Source organism: Campylobacter massiliensis (assembly GCF_014253065.1).
GTDB lineage: Bacteria > Campylobacterota > Campylobacteria > Campylobacterales > Campylobacteraceae > Campylobacter_A > Campylobacter_A massiliensis.
Window position 1 is genome coordinate 339,273 of the sequence record NZ_JACLZK010000002.1, and the last position, 19,175, is coordinate 358,447.

At 46.1% G+C, this 19,175-nt stretch carries 21 protein-coding genes and 2 tRNA genes; 14 read left to right on the forward strand and 9 right to left on the reverse strand.

Features of this window, described 5'->3' with window-relative positions; genetic code table 11:
* The first annotated feature begins 8 nt into the window (after positions 1 to 8).
* From H7R39_RS08360 to H7R39_RS08375, 4 genes are read left to right on the forward strand one after another with little or no spacing between them, the layout of a single operon-like run.
* Positions 9 to 254 (forward strand): S4 domain-containing protein, encoded by a 246-nt coding sequence (locus tag H7R39_RS08360; protein WP_124851202.1) that lies wholly within the window; start codon positions 9 to 11, stop codon positions 252 to 254.
* Positions 251 to 652, forward strand: coding sequence for a tRNA (adenosine(37)-N6)-threonylcarbamoyltransferase complex ATPase subunit type 1 TsaE (gene tsaE / locus H7R39_RS08365; protein WP_185898806.1), 402 nt, complete (start codon positions 251 to 253; stop codon positions 650 to 652). Before H7R39_RS08360 ends, tsaE begins: the two co-directional genes overlap by 4 nt.
* Positions 645 to 1,373: an LPS export ABC transporter ATP-binding protein gene (gene lptB, locus H7R39_RS08370; protein ID WP_185898807.1), complete on the forward strand. Its 729-nt coding sequence runs from the start codon at positions 645 to 647 to the stop codon at positions 1,371 to 1,373. Before tsaE ends, lptB begins: the two co-directional genes overlap by 8 nt.
* A complete protein-coding gene (locus tag H7R39_RS08375; RefSeq protein WP_185898808.1) occupies positions 1,373 to 2,635 on the forward strand; it encodes an RNA polymerase factor sigma-54 in 1,263 nt (420 codons plus the stop codon). The genes lptB and H7R39_RS08375 overlap by 1 nt, the downstream gene beginning before the upstream one ends.
* A 98-nt stretch (positions 2,636 to 2,733) precedes the next feature.
* On the opposite strand, the gene H7R39_RS08380 is transcribed toward H7R39_RS08375, so the two are convergent.
* The 5 genes from H7R39_RS08380 to H7R39_RS08400 form a co-directional block, all read right to left on the reverse strand.
* Entirely contained in the window at positions 2,734 to 3,342 is a 609-nt protein-coding gene (locus tag H7R39_RS08380; protein WP_221892112.1) for a hypothetical protein, read from the reverse strand.
* Positions 3,343 to 3,446: 104 nt separating this feature from the next.
* Positions 3,447 to 4,262, reverse strand: coding sequence for an adenylosuccinate lyase (locus tag H7R39_RS08385; RefSeq protein ID WP_185898809.1), 816 nt, complete (start codon positions 4,260 to 4,262; stop codon positions 3,447 to 3,449).
* 35 nt (positions 4,263 to 4,297) lie between these two features.
* Complete coding sequence (locus H7R39_RS08390; RefSeq protein ID WP_323874602.1) at positions 4,298 to 5,020, reverse strand: arginyltransferase; 723 nt, start codon at positions 5,018 to 5,020, stop codon at positions 4,298 to 4,300.
* Positions 5,014 to 5,235, reverse strand: coding sequence for a hypothetical protein (locus H7R39_RS08395; RefSeq protein ID WP_122873882.1), 222 nt, complete (start codon positions 5,233 to 5,235; stop codon positions 5,014 to 5,016). Before H7R39_RS08395 ends, H7R39_RS08390 begins: the two co-directional genes overlap by 7 nt.
* Entirely contained in the window at positions 5,228 to 6,694 is a 1,467-nt protein-coding gene (locus H7R39_RS08400) for an acetyl-CoA carboxylase subunit A (protein WP_185898810.1), read from the reverse strand. Before H7R39_RS08400 ends, H7R39_RS08395 begins: the two co-directional genes overlap by 8 nt.
* A gap of 419 nt (positions 6,695 to 7,113) precedes the next feature.
* Between H7R39_RS08400 and H7R39_RS08405 the strand changes: the two genes are divergently transcribed.
* Positions 7,114 to 7,190 (forward strand) — tRNA-Arg (locus H7R39_RS08405).
* Between the two features lie 584 nt (positions 7,191 to 7,774).
* Here the strand turns inward: H7R39_RS08405 and H7R39_RS08410 are convergent.
* The 4 genes from H7R39_RS08410 to H7R39_RS08425 are packed head-to-tail and all read right to left on the reverse strand — an operon-like array spanning position 7,775 to position 10,345.
* Positions 7,775 to 8,263: a SixA phosphatase family protein gene (locus H7R39_RS08410; protein WP_185898811.1), complete on the reverse strand. Its 489-nt coding sequence runs from the start codon at positions 8,261 to 8,263 to the stop codon at positions 7,775 to 7,777.
* Positions 8,264 to 9,103: a ferritin-like domain-containing protein gene (locus H7R39_RS08415; RefSeq protein WP_185898812.1), complete on the reverse strand. Its 840-nt coding sequence runs from the start codon at positions 9,101 to 9,103 to the stop codon at positions 8,264 to 8,266. It lies immediately after the preceding gene.
* Entirely contained in the window at positions 9,100 to 9,633 is a 534-nt protein-coding gene (locus H7R39_RS08420; protein ID WP_185898813.1) for a rhomboid family intramembrane serine protease, read from the reverse strand. Before H7R39_RS08420 ends, H7R39_RS08415 begins: the two co-directional genes overlap by 4 nt.
* A 52-nt stretch (positions 9,634 to 9,685) precedes the next feature.
* Entirely contained in the window at positions 9,686 to 10,345 is a 660-nt protein-coding gene (locus tag H7R39_RS08425) for an NlpC/P60 family protein (protein WP_185898814.1), read from the reverse strand.
* A gap of 270 nt (positions 10,346 to 10,615) precedes the next feature.
* On the opposite strand from H7R39_RS08425, the gene murA reads away from it, so the two are divergent.
* The 9 genes from murA to speA all read left to right on the forward strand — a co-directional run bounded on the left by murA (position 10,616) and on the right by speA (position 19,157).
* Entirely contained in the window at positions 10,616 to 11,881 is a 1,266-nt protein-coding gene (gene murA / locus H7R39_RS08430; RefSeq protein WP_228724789.1) for a UDP-N-acetylglucosamine 1-carboxyvinyltransferase, read from the forward strand.
* Position 11,882: 1 nt separating this feature from the next.
* Positions 11,883 to 13,040 carry a molybdopterin molybdotransferase MoeA gene (locus tag H7R39_RS08435; protein WP_185898816.1) on the forward strand — a complete coding sequence of 386 codons (1,158 nt, stop codon included), beginning with the start codon at positions 11,883 to 11,885 and terminating at the stop codon, positions 13,038 to 13,040.
* A gap of 43 nt (positions 13,041 to 13,083) precedes the next feature.
* A tRNA-Gly gene (locus H7R39_RS08440) sits at positions 13,084 to 13,158 on the forward strand.
* A 59-nt stretch (positions 13,159 to 13,217) separates the two neighbouring features.
* A complete protein-coding gene (flgA, locus tag H7R39_RS08445; protein ID WP_185898817.1) occupies positions 13,218 to 14,024 on the forward strand; it encodes a flagellar basal body P-ring formation chaperone FlgA in 807 nt (268 codons plus the stop codon).
* Entirely contained in the window at positions 14,021 to 14,959 is a 939-nt protein-coding gene (locus H7R39_RS08450; RefSeq protein WP_185898818.1) for a UbiX family flavin prenyltransferase, read from the forward strand. Before flgA ends, H7R39_RS08450 begins: the two co-directional genes overlap by 4 nt.
* 81 nt (positions 14,960 to 15,040) lie before the next feature.
* The gene (gene coaD, locus H7R39_RS08455) at positions 15,041 to 15,508 is read left to right on the forward strand and encodes a pantetheine-phosphate adenylyltransferase (RefSeq protein ID WP_004320690.1); all 468 of its coding nucleotides are present in this window, start codon (positions 15,041 to 15,043) and stop codon (positions 15,506 to 15,508) included.
* Positions 15,509 to 15,510: 2 nt separating this feature from the next.
* Positions 15,511 to 16,089 carry a dTMP kinase gene (tmk, locus tag H7R39_RS08460; RefSeq protein ID WP_185898819.1) on the forward strand — a complete coding sequence of 193 codons (579 nt, stop codon included), beginning with the start codon at positions 15,511 to 15,513 and terminating at the stop codon, positions 16,087 to 16,089.
* Positions 16,082 to 17,329 (forward strand): histidine--tRNA ligase, encoded by a 1,248-nt coding sequence (gene hisS / locus H7R39_RS08465; protein WP_185898820.1) that lies wholly within the window; start codon positions 16,082 to 16,084, stop codon positions 17,327 to 17,329. The genes tmk and hisS overlap by 8 nt, the downstream gene beginning before the upstream one ends.
* Positions 17,322 to 19,157, forward strand: coding sequence for a biosynthetic arginine decarboxylase (gene speA, locus H7R39_RS08470; protein ID WP_185898821.1), 1,836 nt, complete (start codon positions 17,322 to 17,324; stop codon positions 19,155 to 19,157). Before hisS ends, speA begins: the two co-directional genes overlap by 8 nt.
* Positions 19,158 to 19,175: the final 18 nt, after the last annotated feature.

A 19,175-nucleotide genomic window follows, 5' to 3' on the forward strand; every position in this document is an offset into this window, starting at 1 on the left:
TCGCCGCCATGAGAGTAGATAAATTTTTAAATACCGTAAATATCACAAAAAGGCGCGCAGTCAGCGAAGATATGTGCAAAAGTGGCGTCGTGAGCGTAAACGGCGTCGTCGCCAAACCAGCCAAAGAGGTCAAGATCGGCGACGTGATTACGATCAAATTTTTAACGAGAGAGGCGCGCTACGAAGTGCTGGCGATCCCGGAGACCAAAAGCATCCCAAAATCAGCCCAAGCGCTATACGTAAAAGAGCTATGATAGAGCTAAATTTGGGACTAGACGAGCTTGAGGAAGTGGTAAAAATTTTACCTCAAAGCGGCGTCGTTATCTTGCAAGGAAATTTAGCCAGCGGCAAAACGACGTTAGTTAAAGCCATCGTAAAGGCTCGCGGCATCGATACGGAGGTTACTTCGCCCACGTTTTCAGTCATGCAAAGCTACGGGGATAAAATTTATCACTACGATATCTATCAAAACGGACTTGACGCGATTTTACAAAACGGACTTTTTGAAAATTTGCTAGAAGAGGGGCTTCACCTAGTAGAGTGGGGCGACGAGCGACTGGAAAAGGCGCTAGAAAATTTGGGCGAAAAATGCGTCAAGGTAGTCATCTCGCCTAGCCAAAAAGGGCGAAAATACGAGGTTTACGGTGCATAAATTAGAAGTTAAAGATTTACAAAAAACAATCAAAAAAACAAACATCATAAAAGGCATCTCGCTGGAGGTTAAAAGCGGCGAGGTAGTAGGGCTGCTGGGGCCAAACGGTGCCGGTAAAACGACTATGTTTTATATGATCTGCGGACTTATCTCGCCAACTAGCGGCAGCGTGTTTTTAGACGGCGCGGACGTGACGAAGGTGCCTCTGCATAAGCGGGCGCATATGGGGATCGGCTATTTGCCGCAAGAATCAAGTATATTTAAAGACCTCTCCGTCGAGGAAAATTTACTACTAGGTGCCGAGATCTTATATAAAGACGAGGCCGTTCGCGAGAAAAAAGTAAATGAAATGCTAAATTTGCTAAATATCGAGCCCATACGCTTGCGAAAGGGCGTGAGCCTAAGCGGCGGCGAGCGTAGACGCTGCGAGATCGCTAGAAGCCTCATCATCACGCCTAAATTTTTGCTCCTGGATGAGCCCTTTGCCGGTGTCGATCCGATCGCCGTTAGCGACATACAAAGCATCGTTCGCGATCTAAAGAAGCTCGGCATAGGCGTGCTCATCACCGACCACAACGTCCGCGAGACGCTAGCTATCTGCGACCGCGCCTACGTGATCAAGGACGGTAGCCTGCTAGCTAGCGGCAGCGCGAACGAAGTCGCGAACAACAAACTCGTGCGCACCCACTATCTGGGCGAAGAGTTTAAATTTGTAGAATAATGCTAAAGCAAACTCAAGCTCCCAAAAATAAGCTCTCGCACACGTTGCGCTCGTGGCTGCCGATACTAAGCAGCAGCGTCGAGGAGCTAAAGGAGACGCTTGAGCCGTTTTTAGCGGATAATCCGTTTGCAAGCGTGCAGCAACGAAATTTAAGCGAGCTACCGAGCGCCGCGCCGTCTAAAAAAGATAAAAACTTCTTCAAAGAAATATCAAAAAACAGCGTAACAGACAATATCGAAAGCTTTAGCGTGGCTAAAACCGGGCTTTACGACAAGCTAATCGAGCAGATAGATAAACCCCTTTTTCCGACCGAAAAATCACAAAAAATCGCGATGAAAATCATCGAGTGTATAAACGAGGAGGGCTACTACGAGCCTGAAATCTTTGACGAATTTGGCGAGGCGGAGATCGAGTCGGTGCGAAAGCGGTTTGCCTACCTCGAGCCCGCGGGCATCGGCGCAAAGGACTACAAAGAGAGCTTTTTGTTTCAGCTTGAGGAGCTAAATTTGGATGAAAAGCTCTTTGAAAGCGCTAAAAAGCTTGCGTTAAATTTCGAAAATCTCTCCCAAATGCGTAAAATCCCGCTCTACAACGAAGCTCTAGCCGTCATCAAGAGGCTAAAAAATCCGCCCGCGATCGAGTATATGAGCGAGGCTGCGGCGATCATCCCCGACATCGTCATAGACACGAGCTCGGGCGGTATCGAGGTGCGCATCAACGACGACTTTTATCCAGAGATCGTCATCGACGTCGAGGGGCTGGACGAAAAAGAGAGCTTTGTCGCCTCGCGCGTAAAAGAGGCAAAAGACCTCATAGACGCGCTTGATATGCGAAAAGCCACGCTGCGCAAGATCGCCCTCATGTTAGTTGAGTATCAGTACGACTACTTTTTTGGCGGCGACATCAAGCCTATGCGCCTAAAGGACATCGCCGAGGATCTGGGGCGAAACCCGTCAACCATCTCGCGCGGCATCTCAAACAAATACCTCGAGTGTTCGCGCGGACTCGTGCCTATAAAGAGCTTTTTCTCCGCTGCGATCGACGAGGACGTCTCAAACAAGGGCATCAAGGACTTCGTAGCAAATCTCGTCCGAAACGAAAACCCCGCCAAGCCGCTTAGCGATCTGAAAATTTTGGAGTTTATAAAGAAGGAATTTAACGTCGAGGTCGTCCGCCGCACGATAACCAAATACCGCCTCGCGCTAAATATCGGCAGCTCCAGCGAGCGTAAAAAGACCTATCTGCTACAATCCGGTAAGTAAAATTTGACGCTTGGAGCGAGGCAAATTTGCCGAGCTCGCCGCAAATTTAAGCGTAAATTTTAAATTTAAGCGAGCTTTTGGCGAGGGGCTTTTTGCTTTTAAATTTGGTCGTTTCGGATTTTGCGGCTAAAAAATTTGTAATAAAGTATATAGATTAGCGATGTCAGTAAATATATTCCCACGGCAGAGAAAATACTCTGAAAAAGTGATATGTATTGAAATATTTCAAATTTGGTCGCAAAATCTATCTTAATATTCCACGCCATAAAGCTAACGCCGCCCGTGACGATGTAACCCGTATAATACACGTATATGGCAAAAAGACCGAACGTAAATCTAAATACGAGCATTTTCCAGCTTAGTTTTTTTATATCCTCGCGCTCGTCTATATCCGTGTCCATAAATACCGTGTATATGCAGGTAACATAAAACGCCATCTCCGCCGCCCAAAGCAGCCCCAGTACCCACATATAGCTTGTGTAAAATTCGATTTCCTCTTTAAACGGGCTCACGTTGCTAAAAATTTGGATATTGGGAAAGTATTGTTTCATAAAATTTACGAACTCTCGGCAAATCTCGCAGCAAGAAAGAATGTCGCCGGGTACGATAAAAATGCCGAGGGCAAATAAAAAATAGACCGCCACAATGATGTTCGTAGCGACCTTGCCATGGGTTTTACAATATTTATATAAAAAATTTTCTTGCAACATCGTCTCCGTATCGTTTAAATTTAGCCAGCCGAGGCAGGGTTTGCGCCTAAAAACACGAATTTGATTTAGCATCAAATTTGTTCAAATTTGAAAAAGTAAATTTACTCCGCTCCCACTTCAAGCTCCTTAAAATACGGCTTCAAGCTCTCATAGGCGTTTTGGATGCGCTGAAACTGCGTTTTGCACTCGTCCAAAAGCTCGTGGCTAAGCGCGGCGTGAAAGTCGGGGTGATAGGCTTTGACGAGCTCCAGATAGCGGTTTCGCACCTCCTCGAAGCTATCGTTTTTATCGCATCCAAGCACCATAAAATGATCCTCGAAAAGGCTAGCAAGAGCAGCAAATTTGGCCTCGTTTTTCTTGGCGCAGATTTTGATCTGTTTTTTAAAATTTTCAAATTCCTCTTCGTTATAGTTAAAGATAATCGAAAATTTCATATATTCGCTTTTGTTAAACAGCTCTTCTAGGAGCTCGCACTCGCCCAAATTTGCGATATTTAGCGCGATTTGACCCTCGGCGGATAAAATTTGCTTTGACTCAAAGCCCCTGATGATGTGCAAGATAAAAGACTCGTTTGAGCGATCGAAGCTAAATATCGCGCCGCCACGCACGAAGGCGACATCGACGAAAACCATGGCTTTTAGCGAGTTTGGTTGTATGTAGTGGAGTTTGATGGTTTTATACTCGGCGAAGTTTAAATTTACGTTTTTTAGCTCGTATCTTTGGCAGAGTTTTTTTAGAAATTTGACGAAATATTTGCGCTGAACCTTCTCGTTTTCGTCGTAAAACGACATCACTTTGCCTTTTTGCCCCAGCGTCTTGGCAAAGTTTCGCTTTATGAGCGCTTGTAGCTCGAAAAACAGATCCGCATCCGATGTTTCTATGCTTAGAGATTCTAGATTTTGACTTACTTTTATCAAATTTTGCCTTTATAAAACGCATTTGAAAGCATTTTTTATTCCGCTTTTTCCCACACGGGCGTTTCGTCTAGCGGGACGTATTCGCACAGGCGCTCGTAGGGCTTGTAGTCGGCCTTATAAGCCAGGCTAGGGCAGTCTTTGACGTAGTAGCCCAGGTATATCCAGCGCAAATTTAGCTGCCTAGCCAGTAAAATTTGCTGATAGAGCGAGTATCTGCCGATGCTAAGGTCCGCAAAATCAGGATCATAGTAGCAATAAACCGCCGAGATGCCGTCGCTAAGGATGTCAACGAGATCGACGCCGATGAGCCTGCCGTCTGCAAAATACGCTATCTCCTTGCCAAACTCCGCGTGCCCCGCGACGTAGAGCTCGTAGTAGCGGCGAAAGTCCAGCTCGTAGTACTTCCACTCGCGCTTTTGCTGCATAAATTTATGGTATTTTTTGTATAGCGCCACGTGCGCGTCGTCTATGAGCGGCTTTGTGAGGATGATTTTGGTGTTTTCGTTTTTGCGTATAGTGCGGCGGGCGGATTTATTAAATTTAAAATTTAGCGCATCAACCCTGATATTTACGCACTCGCGGCAACCTGCACAGTTTGGCTTGGAGAAATACTTGCCAAAGCGCCTAAAACCGCGCCTAGCTAGAGCGTCGTTTACGGCAAAGTCGCAGCCGTCCACGTAGCGATACTCCATGCGCGAGTCCCTGTCCTTGAGGTAGGGGCAGGGGCTAGGCAGGGTGGAAAACGGCACTACTAGCACTTTTTGATATCCGCGTCCTTGACGTAGGCTAGAAATTCATCGCGCAAATTTTGCTCTTTGTGTGCGATGGCTTCTTCTTTGCTAAAAGTTTTTGGCTCAGGCTTTAAATTTTGCTTCGCGGCATTTTTGGCGGCTGAATTTGAGCTCAAATTTGCATTTTGCTCTTTTTGCAGCTCTTTTTTTATATCCTTTAAACTATCGAAAAAATCATTCATTCGCGTGTTCCTCTTTAAATTTTCTGGCGTCTTTTACTCTTTGTATCGCGGCGGCGATGGCGGCGATCACCTCTTCGTTGTCTTCGTTGTCTTTGGTTTTCATTTTTTCTAGCAGGGTAGGCATCTTGTTTTCGACGTAGGACGTATCGAAAAATCCTCGCCTAAAGTCGCGCTCCTTGCTAATGCTGAGCAAAAACGGGATCGTGGTTTTGACGCTGCCTTCGATGGTAAACTCATCTAGCGCGCGTTTTAGTTTATTTACGGCTAGGTCGTAGCTAGGGGCTCGGACGATGAGTTTAGCTAGCAAGCTATCGTAAAACGGCGGTATCTGATAGTCTTTATATAGGTGGCTATCCACGCGCACGGAAGGTCCAAGAGCAGGGTAATAGCCGGTGATTTCGCCAGGGCTCGGGATGAAGTTTTGCCATGCATCCTCGGCAGTGATACGCGCCTCGATCGCAAAACCTTGCGTGATGACGTCGCTTTGCTCCATGTCGAGGATCTCGCCGGCTGCGATGCGGATCTGGCGCACGATAAGATCCACGCCCGTGATCTCCTCGGTCACGCCGTGCTCGACCTGGATACGGGTGTTCATCTCCATAAAATAAAAGTTGTTGTAATCATCGAGCAAAAACTCGATCGTGCCGGCGTTGGTGTAGTTTACTGCCTTTGCCGCTGCGACTGCGGTCACGCCCATACTCTTTCGCAGGCTTTCGCTCATAGTGGGGCTAGGCGCTATCTCGAGGATCTTTTGGTGGCGGCGCTGGATCGAGCAGTCGCGTTCTGCCAGGTGGATGATGTTGCCGTATTTATCGCCTAAAATTTGAAACTCGATGTGGCGCGGATTTACGACGTACTTTTCCATGAAAACTTCGTCGTTGTTAAAAAACGCCTTAGCCTCGCGCTTGCAGCTTTCAAAGCTAGACTCTAGCTCCTCTTCTTTCCACACGACGCGGATACCGCGTCCGCCGCCGCCGCCGCTAGCTTTTAGGATGACCGGGTAGCCGATACGTTCGGCGTAGAGCTTGATGTTTTCTATCGTTTCGTTGTTTAGCTTTTCGGTGCCAGGCACGATAGGGATACCGTTTTTATTCATCAGATAGCGAGCGATGTTTTTATTGCCCATTTTACGGATGACGTCGGCTGTAGGTCCTATGAAAACCAGCCCCGCATCCTCGACCTCTTTGGCAAATTCGTAGTTTTCGCTCAAAAAACCGTAGCCCGGGTGTATCGCGTCTGCGCCGCATGCTTTTGCGACCTCGACGATGCGCTTGGCGTCTAGGTAGCCCTTGATCGGATCGATACCGATCTGGTAGGCCTCGTCGGCTATTTTGACGTGCAGGCAGTCTTGGTCGGGCTTGGTGTAGATAGCGACGTTTTTGATGTGTAGATCTTTGCAGGCGCGTATCACGCGAACGGCGATCTCTCCGCGGTTTGCGATCAAAATTTTATGTATCACTTGGCTTTCCTTTCTTTGTCGTTTTTCAAATTTTACTCTTTTTTGCTTGCTGATGCTTGAAATTTGCTTTTTTAGAGCTCGATCTTTGCATGCCGTCTTTAAATTCGCTCTTTTTGTTATCTTTGCCGTTTTGCTACTAATTTTTTGGCTTTTTTCTTAATTTATTTCTATATTTTGGCGATTGTGACTGCTTTAAGCCAGACGCACTTGTTTTTAATTAAATTTGCCGTATAAGATAACATAAAGATTTTTTATAGACGATTAAATATGGCAAATTTAGTATATAAATTTGAAATTTGATAGCCGTGCAGTAATTTTGACGTAGTAGGGTAGGCAAAAAAATGAAATTTTTACAAATATATCAAAATTTATGAAAGATTTAAGAAACCTTTGGCTATACTTCACATTTCTTTTAAAGTGCGCTCGTAGCTCAGCTGGATAGAGCATTTGATTGCGGTTCAAAAGGTCAGGGATTCGAATTCCTTCGAGCGCACCATTTATTTCTTAATTAATCCCCTTCTTTTTACAAATTTCCGATGCTTGTTCTATTTTTCTTTTCTTTATTTTTTGTTCTAGGGGTTTTGTAGATAAATCATTTTAGGCATAAAGACCTTTGAATATAAAATTCTAATTTAATTTTTTTGCTACAAAAAATATACAATTAATCTGCAATAAAACATTTAGTGCTAAAGTTTTTTAAAAATCAAAAAATTAATCCCATATACAGAAAACACTCAATTTTTATGATACATATTTTAATGCTTATAAAAATAAGTTAAAAAGTAAAATGCAGACTATTTTTGCCATTTTGTATTGAAAACTATAATTTTCAAATAAATATTTATATCTCTTTTGTATTGCTTCAATATCTTCAGTAAATGCCTAAAATACGGTATTTGCTGGCATTTTACCTTTTGAACTAAAATAAATTATCCATCAAATTTCATGCTAAATTTAACGGATAATTTTTATGCTTATTTTGCTAAATATTTTGCTCGTTATTGTGTGTTTTTTGAGGTAATTTTTTGAAGTAATTAAGTTGATGAAAAATGCAGGAATAAAATAGAGCTTTTGATTGCCCTATTTTTTATGCTTTTTAGGATAGTCAAAAAACAGAGCTTTTGCGCCGTGTTCTTTTAGCTCCTTGAAGCTGCCGTCAAATTCGACGCAAAAGATGCCGCATGTGGGTATATTTCCGATCGCGGCGTCGCTTAAAAGCTCGCAAATTTCAGTTATAGCGTCGTTGTGGACTATAACAAATACGGTTTGAAATTTGTCGTCAAACTCCCTTATGAAAGTCAAAAGCTCATGTGTCTGCGCTCTGTATAGCTCGTCTTTAAATTTGATTTTCTTCTTAAATTTAACCGCTTCGGCTAGCTTTTGAGCCGTTTTGGCGCAGCGTTTGGCAGGGCTTGAAAATATCGCATCCGCCTTCACCTCATGCTTTTTTAGCCGTTCGCACATCAGTGACAGGTCTTTTTTGCCGCGCTCGCTTAGATCGCGCTCAAAGTCGCTGCCTTCGCCCTCTTCTACGGCTTTTGCGTGCCTGATAAAGTAGATTTTTTTCATTTATACCACCTTTCCAGCCTTTGATAGATTTTTTATGTGCTCGATCTCTGCCTCGCTAAAGCCTGATTTTAGTCGCGCGCTCACGTTTAGCTCGCGGGACTGCAAAAAGGCTTTAGGGTAGATTTTTTGTACGATTTGCGCATAGATTTCGGGGCTTACGCCTTCTTTTTCGCAGGCAAATTTAAACCAACGATCGCCCTTTGAGACGTGCGAGATTTCCTCGTCTAAAATGACTTGCAAAATTTCGCAAAGCCGCGCCTTGTCTTCATCTTTTTCGCGCTCGGTTTCTAATTTTTTTAGCATAAAAGCATTTGCGTCAAGGCCGTTTGCCTCCATATATCTAGGCAGCACCGCCATGCGCTCAAGCAGCGACGCGGAGGTGTTTTGTAAAGCGATAAAAAGCCCGTCGTGCACGGTAAAATCGCCGTATTTCACGCCAAATTTAGCCATGTGATCCTCGATCATCTTAAAGTGCCTGATCTCATCCTGCGCGACCTCTAGCCAGTCGTCATAGTAGGCCTTTGGTAGCGCGCGGAAGCGATACGCCGCATCTAGCGCGATATCTACGGCGCTGTATTCGATATGTGCGATCGAGTGAAGGAAGGCTTTTTGTTTGTCGGCTTGTTTTTTGCCGCCTATTTCTCTCATAGCTACGACCTCGCAAAATGCCGCGTAACTTGGGCGCTCGAGCTGTTTTATCTCGTCAAATTTACCGCCCTCTTCTATCTGCGCGTCAAATTTACCGGCCTTATACTCGGCGTAAAATCGTTTAAATTTATCAAATTTAAGCTCCTTGTCGCCGCACTCTAAAATTTCCCAAATTTGATCAAAAAATCTCATTTTATCACCTTAAATTTTACCCCGAAATACCCTAACGCAAAGCCGATGATGTGCGCATACCAGGCGACGTTTACGCCCATGGCTACGGGGGCAAAGCTCATTAGCAAGATAGCGATTATTAGCCCTTTTCTGCTGCTTGCGTCCAAAAACGCCAAAACGCCTAGTAGCAGGCTAATCGCGCCGCTAGCTCCGACTAAATTTATAAAAGTTCCGTTAGTTTTAAACATAACATAAATATAAATAAAACTAAGTAGCGAGGTCAAAACGCCTCCGACGCAGTAAACGACGGCGAATTTTTCACTGCCGTAGTACCGCTCAAGAAGCGAGCCAAACTGATACAAAACCGCCATATTCATCAGTAGATGGGCTAAATTTGCATGCATAAACATCGAAGTCGCCGGCTGCCAGACGTAAAGTCCGTCCGTGAAAAACATATTTAGCCCAAGCGTCACGTTACTACCGCAAATGCCGCAGTAAACGGCAAGATATACTAGACAATTTAACGCGATGAGCGATATCGTAGCTTTCAAAAACGGCTCCTTTTTAAAGGCTTTATCATATAAAATTTAGACATAAATTTAGCTAAAAATTAACCTTGCCAAAGCCGGCGAATCTGTTTGACGTTAGGCAAGTAGCGTCGCCGCCCTTGCACGCTACGATGTAGGAGTTTACCTCTTTGCCGCCTATTTTGTGGCTATTTTTTTGAAATAGATTTATAAATCCGCTTTTGTTTTTGCCTCTGGTATTATGCATAAATCTTATAGTTCCGTCGTCCTCTATGCGGTCTATGATGCCAAGGTGGGTTATGATTTGCTTGTTTTTGCCTTTGGTTTGACTCGTGGTGTTGTTAAAAAATACCAAATCTCCAAGCTTTGGACTTGTTTGCGAGATCAAATTTCGCTTTTTGTAAAGATTATAAATGGCTTGAGATTTCGATCCTTGCTCGCCGTAAAATTTGAGTAAATTCGTCTCGGAAAAGTAAACGTTATTTATGTTTTTATTTACGAGCGAAACGAAGCCCGAGCAGTCTCCGCCGTCTTTTTTGCCTAAAAAGCCTTGCATAAAATTTGAAAGCGCTATGCCGCCTAGATCGTTAAATGCGTCTTGCTGCGAGTTTAAAAATCTCGCGTTTAAAATCTGTCCGCTTTGATCGGTCGGGTAAATTTTGGGCGTATTGTTCGCGCAACCGCTAAAAATCAAAGCACCAATCGACACAAGAGGTAAAAAAATGGTAAATTTCATTTAAATCATCCTATTTTATATTTAAATTTCAAGGCGAAGTATCTTGTGATAAATTTAAATGTTTCGACGAAATTTTCGACCGAAGATAGAACATAATAGTTCATCGAGGGAGAAAATTTCTAGATCATTTAAATTTACCCAAGAGACAAGCCGTAGAGACGAACTGCCTAAAAGCAGGATTATATAAATAAATCGGTAAATATCGGCATAAATTTAAATTTATAAGCTAAATTTCACTATACTTTGGATTTTATTTAAGGATTTAAGATGATGCATTATTTAGAAATCGAAGGAAACGCGAAACTAGGCGGCGAGGTCGCCATAAGCGGCGCGAAAAACGCCGCCCTGCCCCTCATAGCCGGAGCTCTAATCATAAAAAACGACGTGACGCTAAAAAATATGCCAAACGTCGCGGATATAAAAACATTGGCGACGCTGCTCGTAAATTTGGGCGCAAAATGCGAATTTGCGGACGATCACACGCTAAAAATCAACTCAAATTACGTTAGCTCCACGAAGGCCAACTACGACATCGTGCGCAAAATGCGCGCCTCTATCCTGGTTCTTGGGCCGCTGCTAGCTAGGTTTGGCCACTGCGAGGTGAGTCTGCCCGGCGGCTGCGCGATCGGACAAAGGCCGATAGATCTACACCTAAGCGCGCTCGAAAAAATGGGCGCAAACATCGAGATAAAGCAAGGCTATGTCGTAGCCACGGCGCCTGACGGGCTAAAGGGCGCGCAGATCGTGTTTGACAAGATCACGGTAACGGGCAGCGAAAACATCATCATGGCCGCCGCGCTCGCTCACGGCACGACGCATCTAATCAACGTCGCCAAAGAGCCTGAGGTGGTGCAGCTTTGCGAGGTTTTGGCCGCAGGCGGCGTAAAGATCGAGGGTATCGGCACGGACGAGCTCGTGATCGAGGGCACGGATAGGCGCCTGCTGGATGTGGGCGAGATAGCGGTCATCCCCGATAGGATCGAGGCGGGCACGTATCTTTGCGCCGGGGCGATCACGAACTCGCAAGTAACCATAACAAACGCCAACGCTGCGCATCTGCGAGCCGTGCTTACTAAATTTAACCAAATGGGCTTTGAAACCGTCGTGGACGGCGACAAAATCACGATAATGCCGGCCAAAAACGTAAATCCCGTCGAGATCGTGACGACTGAGTTCCCGGGATTTCCGACCGATATGCAGGCGCAGTTTATGGCGCTCTCGCTCACGGCAAACGGCGTTAGTACGATAGACGAGAGGCTTTTTGAGAACCGATTTATGCACGTTAGCGAGCTCACGCGTATGGGTGCGGATATCCGTCTAAACGGCCACATCGCGACGATCTACGGCGGAGGCGAGATAAACGCCGCAGACGTGATGGCTACCGATCTTCGCGCAAGCTCAGCCCTAGTGCTAGCGGCTCTTGCAGCAAACGGAACTAGCCGCGTGCACAGAATTTATCACCTGGATAGAGGCTACGAGGGGCTAGAGCGCAAGCTGGCGGCTCTGGGCGCAAAAATACGCAGGCTGGAGGAGTAAAATGACGCTAGAGCTTGCTCAAAATTTAATCCTAGAAAAAGCCAAATTTGACGGCTACGGCGAGTTTTCGAGCCTTGAGCGCGCGACGGGCAAAATTTTAGCGCAGGACGTCGTTGCCGTTAAAAACTTGCCCTCCTTTGACAATGCCGCGATGGACGGCTACGCGCTCAAATTTGACGATTTTAACGAGCCGCTAAGCGTCGCAGCAACCGTGCTGGCGGGCGATGAGGCCGAGATTGCGCTAAAAAAAGGCGAATGCGTAAAGATAATGACCGGCGCTAAAATGCCGACAAATGCCGACACGGTCGTGCCTTTTGAGGATGCTATTTTGCAGGACGGCAAGCTCTCGCCGCAAAGCAAAGTCAAAAAATTTAACGCCCTAAGATATAAGGGCGAAGAGGTCAAAGCTGGCGAAATTTTGCTAAAAAAAGGCGAAATTTTAATGCCCGCAAGAGTAATGATGCTAGCTGCTCAGGGCATTTATTGCGTCTGTGTAGAGCGCGAGCTAAGAATCGGTATATTTTCAAGCGGCGACGAAGTGGTCGAGCCGTGGCAAAACGCCAGCGAGGAGCAAATATACAACGCAAACGGCGCAGGCATCGCGTCTTTGCTTCAAAGCTTCGGCTTTGCTAGCTCGTACGCGGGCATTATTAAGGACGATCTAGAAAGTACGACGCGCGCGCTAGAGTCGGCCGAATTTGACGTCATCATAACAAGCGGCGGAGCGAGCAAGGGCGAGGCTGATTTTATGAAAACGGCGCTTTTAAATTTAGGCTTTAGCGAGCTTTTTGACGGCGTAAATATCCGCCCCGGACGACCGAGCAAAGCTTTTATAAAAGATAAAAAAATCGTCTTTATCCTGCCCGGAAATCCGATGGCGGCGTTTTTGATGTGCTTTTTGCTAGTCGTTCCTTTTTTAAAGGGTGCGCGACTAGAAAAATTTGACGCCGCCCTAAATCAAGACGTAAAAATAAAATCTGGACGCCAAAATATCGTGCTGGGCAGCTACTGTGACGGCAAATTTGTCGTGACGGATAATAATAAATTCGGCTCTGGCATGATAACTCCGCTTATCAAAAGTAACGCCGTTTTGGTAACAAGCGAAAGCCTCGGCGAGCTAAAAGCGGGCGAAATCGTAAAAATTTTGAAATTTTCTTGACAAATGAAAACGTTTTTGCTAAAATTGCGACTTCTCAAACGGTGCGGGAATAGCTCAGGGGTAGAGCACAACCTTGCCAAGGTTGGGGTCGCGAGTTCGAATCTCGTTTCCCGCTCCATTTTTTTCTTACTATTTTTTCCCTTTTTTTTATTTTCTTCAGATTTAGCGCTTTGGCCGATGTATTGCGTTTCAAACGGCAAAATAACGCTTGCGGACTTGGGTTTTGCAGGCAAAAACGACGAAATTTTAAATTTAGGCGAAAACAAAGCCGCAAAAATAAATTCGCGAGATTTAGCGGAGATTTTAAAAAAGCGCGGCGTAGAGCTTGAGGACAAAAGCGGCGGAGAGACGATATTTGTAAAAAACTGCGACGCGTTAGCTCTCGTGCAGCGCGCGTTTTTGCAAGAGGTTACGAGCGAGTTTAAGGGACTACAATTCGTCAAATTTCCGCTTATCGAGCCTCAAAACGAACTTCCTAAAAACTTCCACGAATACAAATTCGATAAAATTTACGTAAACAAAATCAATCCAAAAGGCAGCTTTAGAGCCGGTTTTGTCACGCCAAACGGCTTGCAGCCAAGCGTATTTTTTAGATATGAAGTTAGCGCAAAAATGCCGGTTTTAAGGGCTACTAAGCCGCTTGCGACGCGCCAAATGCTAGGTATCGGCGACTTTGCAAAGGACTGGGTCGAGCTTGGCGAGTTTAGCCCCGACATGATGAGCGACGCGCCAAATGCGAGGCTAGCGGCCAAGCAAAACATAAAAAGCGGCGAAGTGCTGCGGCTACGGCAGTTTACCCCGCTACCGCTCATAAAAAAAGGCGAGCGCGTCAATGCGGTGCTTAGCGACGGTGCGCTTAGCATCATCGTCGAGGTCACGGCGCTAGAAAACGGCAATCTAGGCGAGACCATCAAGGTTAAAAATAATGACAAAAAGGTCTTTAGCGCGCAAATCGTCTCAAAAAAACAGGTGATGATAAGATGAAAATTTTTCTAGGTATCAGCGGCGCAAGCGGCGTAAATCTGGGTTTAAAGCTCGCCCGCGAGATAGCAAAAAGAAGCAAGCTGCATCTGTGCGTGAGTAAAAACGCGATGAACGTGTTAGAAAAAGAGCTAAATTTTTCGGATATTTTTTATAAAAATGGTTCGGCGGCGAGTTTAAAATTTAACGCAAACCAAAATAGCGCCAAATTTGACGAAGATCACGGATGCGCAAAATTTACAAAATCTAGCTCCGCTCAAGGCGAGCTAGATTTTGTAGGCGGAGACGAAAGATCGCAAAACCAAAGCGGCAAATTTACAGATAATGCGCAAGGTTTGGACGACAACGGTTTAAAATTTGACGCTTTGGATAACTGCGCTCTTGACGACGCAGACGGGAAATTTTGCAAATTTGATAGCAGCGAGAAAAACGAGCGGCAAGACGCTCAAATTTTAGGCAAATTTGAGGGGGCTAAATTTCAAAACAAAAGTGAATTGGATAAAAATAGCGCCCAAAAAGACGAAATTTATCAAATTTGGCAAGATTTGCAAAAATGCGCAGTCATCCACGACGATCCCGATCTCGCCGCAGCGCCGAGCTCGGGATCGTTCGGCATAGACGCTACTATCGTCGCGCCCTGCTCTATTAGCACCTTAGCCAAAATCCACGCCGGCCTTGCCGATACGCTGATAACTCGCGCCGCCGCAGTCGCGCTAAAGGAGCGAAAGAGGCTTGTTTTGGGCGTTAGAGAGATGCCGTTTTCTACGCTAGCGCTCGAGCACGCAGCTAAGCTCTCCGCTCTAGGCGCCGTTATCGCGCCGCCCGTTTTGGGATATTATTCAGCTCAAAATAGCCTCGAAGATATGGAAAATTTCATCATCGGCAAGTGGCTTGACCTGCTTGGACTTAAGCATCAAATTTACAAAAGATGGAGCTAAAACAGCTGCGCCGGTCGCAAGATAAAGTCCTATTTTAGGCATAAAATAGTAAAATCAACCTTTAAAATTTAAAGGCGAAAAATGAAAGCTTGCATATATCCGGGCACCTTTGATCCCGTAACAAACGGACACGTCGACGTTATCAGGCGGGCGACTAAAATTTTCGATAAAGTCATCGTCGCGGTTGCGGCTAGCGAGAGTAAGCAGCCATATTTTAGCTTGGCTAGGCGCGTAGAGATGGTAAAGATCTCGACGGCGGACCTAAAAAACGTCGAGGTCGTGGGCTTTGATAACCTGCTCGTCGATTTTGCCAAAAGCTGCGGCGTAAACGTCGTGATCCGCGGACTTCGCGCGGTTAGCGACTTTGAGTACGAGCTGCAAATCGGCTACGCAAACGCCACGCTTTGGGAGGAGCTTGAGACCGTTTATCTGATGCCGAGCCTCAAAAACGCCTTTATCTCAAGCTCGATCGTGCGCTCCGTTCTTAGCCACGACGGCGACGTTAGCAAGCTGGTTCCAAGCGAAATTTTAGAAACTTTGAAAGGCTAAATTTGTATATTTTATTTGAAGGTATCGACGGCGTAGGTAAAAGTACGCAGATAGCGCGGCTGGCGGCGGCTTACCCGCAAGCGATCGTGACTAAAGAGCCGGGCGGCACGAAGCTTGGCGAAAATTTGCGCGAGATTTTACTAAAAGAAAATGGTCTAGATAAAAGGGCTGAAATTTTGCTATTTTTGGCCGATAGAGCCGAGCATTCGGGCAAGATAATAAAACCCAACTCGAACAAGATGATTTTAAGCGACAGAGGCTTTGTTTCAGGCATGGCCTACGCGCTGGCGGGCGGAAATTTTAGCTTTGAAGAGCTTTTAAATTTAAATAAATTCGCCCTGCAAGGAAATTTTCCGCAAAAAATAGTATTTTTTAAAGCGGACGAAAGCACGCTAAGATCGCGCCTAAATTCGCGCGCGCAGATGGACGGCATAGAGGCTAGAGGTTTTGCGTATCTACTAAGAGTGCAGGACGCGATGGAGGAAATTTTGCAAAAACTAGACGTCCGCTACGTCACGATCGACGCCGCCCTGGACGAAGAAAAAATAACGAATTTGATAAAGGAGTTTATAAATGATTAGCGCATTAAGGGGGATGAAGGACGTTTTGCCGCCTCAGTCGGGACTTTACGAGAGGATAATCAAGATCTGCGAAGAGGTCGCGAAAAACTACGGATACGAGTTCGTGCTGGCTCCGCACCTGGAGCAAACGGCGCTTTTTCGCCGCAGCGTCGGGGAAAGCAGCGACATCGTGGGCAAGGAGATGTATCAGTTTGAGGACAAGGGCGGCAACGACGTTTGCCTGCGTCCGGAGGGTACGGCGGGCGTCGTGCGCGCCTTTATCGAGGCTAAATTCGACCGCGCGGGCGGCGTGAGACGATACTTTTATCACGGTTCGATGTTTCGCTATGAACGCCCGCAAAAAGGCCGTTTGCGCGAGTTTCACCAGTTTGGCTGCGAGTGCTTCGGCGAGCCTAGCGTTTATGAGGACGCGAGCGTTATTTTGATGATAAACGAGATTTTCTCTCGCCTGGGTATAAAAACCAAGCTGCTTATAAATTCGCTCGGAGACGCCGCTAGTATGGGCGCATACCGCGAAAAATTGGTTAAATTTTTAGACGAGCACGAGGGGCAAATTTGCGAGGACTGCAAGCGCAGAAAACTAACAAACCCTATCCGCGTGCTAGACTGTAAGGTCGAGAGCTGTCAGAAAATTTACGAAAACGCGCCGCTGATAATCGACAGCCTAAATGACGAATGCGCGGGCGAGTTTAAAAAGCTGCAAGAAATTTTAAGCGGCAACGGCGTGGAATTTGAGATAGATCCGAAGCTCGTGCGAGGGCTTGATTATTACTGTAAAACGGCGTTTGAGTTCGTCTCAAGCGAGATCGGCGCAAAGAGCGCGGTCGCAGGCGGCGGACGCTACGACAGGTTGGTCGAGTACCTAGGCGGCAAGGCTAGCTACGGCGTGGGCTTTGCGATGGGTATCGAGCGAATAATGGAAATCCTAGGCGGCCGCGAGAGCCAAAGCGCAAGAGGCGGCATATATATCGGCGCGATGGATGCCGATGGCGTGGACGCGGTCTATAAAATAGCGATAAATTTAAGAAAAAGCCTCCCGGTTCTCGTGAGCTACGAGCCTAAAAAATTACAAAAGCACCTAAACGCCGCAGATAACGCAAACGCTAGGATTTGCCTTTGCGTCGGCGAGGACGAGCTAAAATCGGGCAAAATTTGGCTAAAAGATCTGAGCGAAAAGGCTGAAAAAACGCTTGATTTGGTTGATTTGGAGACGGAACTTAAAAGGATTTTAAATGTATGATTACGGTTTAAATTTATGGGGAAATAATAACTTTATCGTCGAAAACGGTAAAATTTGCGTCAATACCGGCTCAAAACCCGCCATCATCGATATCGTAAAAAGCATCAGGAGCGAAGGCTACCGAGGCCCGCTGCTGCTGCGCTTCCCTCACCTCATACACAAGCAAATTTCGCAAATTTACAAAAGCTTTGAGAGCGCGAAAAACGAATTTGGCTACAAAGGCAGCTTTAACGCCGTCTATCCGCTAAAAGTAAACCAGTATCCGGGCTTTGTAAAAAATCTAGTCCGTCACGGCCAAAAATATGGCTATGGGCTGGAGGCGGGCTCAAAGGCCGAGCTGCTGCTGGTGATGGCGTATAACAACGAAGGCGCGCCGATCACCGTAAACGGCTTTAAAGATAAAGAGATGATAAACATCGGCTTTATCGCGGCCGAAATGGGACACAACATCACGCTAACGATCGAGGGACTAAACGAGCTTGAGGCTATCATCGCCATCGCAAAAGAGCGTTTCGCACCAAAGCCAAACATCGGTCTGCGTATCAGACTGCATAGCAGCGGATCTGGTATCTGGGCTAAAAGCGGCGGCATAAACTCCAAATTTGGCCTAACCGCTACCGAGCTAATCGAAGCGGTAAATTTGCTAAAAGAGGCGAATTTGCTCGACCGCTTTAATATGATCCACTTTCACATCGGTTCGCAAATCACCGAAATCCACCCGCTAAAAAAGGCCCTAATCGAAGCTGGAAACATCTACGCCGAGCTGCGAAAAATGGGTGCGAAAAACCTAAAAGCCATAAATTTAGGCGGCGGTCTAGCCATAGAGTACTCGCAGTTTAAGGAAAACTCAAGCCGAAACTACACTCTAAGCGAGTACGCCAACGACGTGGTCTATCTGCTAAAGACGATGGCGACGCAGCGAAACGAGGTGGAGCCTGATATCTTTATCGAGAGCGGCCGCTTCGTCGCGGCATCGCACGCCGTGCTGGTCGCGCCTGTTTTGGAGCTCTTTAGCCAGGACTACACCGAGGAAAAACTCCTACTAAAAAAGAAAAACCCTCAGCTAATCACCGAGCTAAACGACCTGCTAAGCACGATAAAACCGTCAAACGCGATAGAGTATCTGCACGACAGCATCGATCATATGGAGAGTATACTCACGCTGTTTGATCTAGGCTACGTCGATCTGCAAGATCGCTCGAATGCTGAAATTTTAACCCACCTAATCATCAAAAAAGCGGCAAAGATCCTAGGCACTAAACAGCATAACGCCGAGCTTTTAAAGCTTCAAGAGGAGGCGCAGGAGCGCTACCTGGTAAATTTCTCCCTCTTTCAGTCGTTGCCTGATTTTTGGGGTTTAAAGCAAAATTTCCCTATCATGCCGCTTGACCGCCTAGACGTACGCCCTACCCGCTCGGCGTCGCTGTGGGATATCACGTGCGATTCTGATGGCGAAATAGGCTTTGACGACGAGGAAAATCCTCTGTTTTTGCACGACGTGGATGTGGAAAAAGAGGAGTACTTTTTGGGATTTTTCCTAGTCGGAGCGTATCAGGAGGTGCTGGGTATGAAGCACAACCTCTTTACCCACCCGACCGAAGCGACCATCGAGATAGACGCAGAGGGATTTAAAGTGTCGCACCTACTAGAAAGCCAATCCATCCTTGATATCATGGAGGATCTGGACTACGACATCTACGAGATCCAGGACATCCTAAACGAGCGTATCGAAAAGTCAAAGCTCGTAACCGACTCGCAGCGCAAGCAAATTTTAGGCGAAATGTATCTGTTTTTGAACGATAACGGCTATCTAAAAACTATATCTTAAATTTAGAAAAAAGGAGTA

Coding starts and splice junctions, on each gene's coding strand:
- H7R39_RS08360 (WP_124851202.1), top strand. CDS start 9: ATGAGAGTAGATAAATTTTTAAATACCGTAAATATCACAAAAAGGCGC.
- hisS (WP_185898820.1), top strand. CDS start 16,082: ATGATTAGCGCATTAAGGGGGATGAAGGACGTTTTGCCGCCTCAGTCG.
- murA (WP_228724789.1), top strand. CDS start 10,616: ATGCATTATTTAGAAATCGAAGGAAACGCGAAACTAGGCGGCGAGGTC.
- tsaE (WP_185898806.1), top strand. CDS start 251: ATGATAGAGCTAAATTTGGGACTAGACGAGCTTGAGGAAGTGGTAAAA.
- H7R39_RS08395 (WP_122873882.1), bottom strand. CDS start 5,235: ATGAATGATTTTTTCGATAGTTTAAAGGATATAAAAAAAGAGCTGCAA.
- H7R39_RS08375 (WP_185898808.1), top strand. CDS start 1,373: ATGCTAAAGCAAACTCAAGCTCCCAAAAATAAGCTCTCGCACACGTTG.
- H7R39_RS08425 (WP_185898814.1), bottom strand. CDS start 10,345: ATGAAATTTACCATTTTTTTACCTCTTGTGTCGATTGGTGCTTTGATT.
- H7R39_RS08410 (WP_185898811.1), bottom strand. CDS start 8,263: ATGAAAAAAATCTACTTTATCAGGCACGCAAAAGCCGTAGAAGAGGGC.
- flgA (WP_185898817.1), top strand. CDS start 13,218: ATGTATTGCGTTTCAAACGGCAAAATAACGCTTGCGGACTTGGGTTTT.
- coaD (WP_004320690.1), top strand. CDS start 15,041: ATGAAAGCTTGCATATATCCGGGCACCTTTGATCCCGTAACAAACGGA.
- H7R39_RS08450 (WP_185898818.1), top strand. CDS start 14,021: ATGAAAATTTTTCTAGGTATCAGCGGCGCAAGCGGCGTAAATCTGGGT.
- H7R39_RS08435 (WP_185898816.1), top strand. CDS start 11,883: ATGACGCTAGAGCTTGCTCAAAATTTAATCCTAGAAAAAGCCAAATTT.
- speA (WP_185898821.1), top strand. CDS start 17,322: ATGTATGATTACGGTTTAAATTTATGGGGAAATAATAACTTTATCGTC.
- H7R39_RS08415 (WP_185898812.1), bottom strand. CDS start 9,103: ATGAGATTTTTTGATCAAATTTGGGAAATTTTAGAGTGCGGCGACAAG.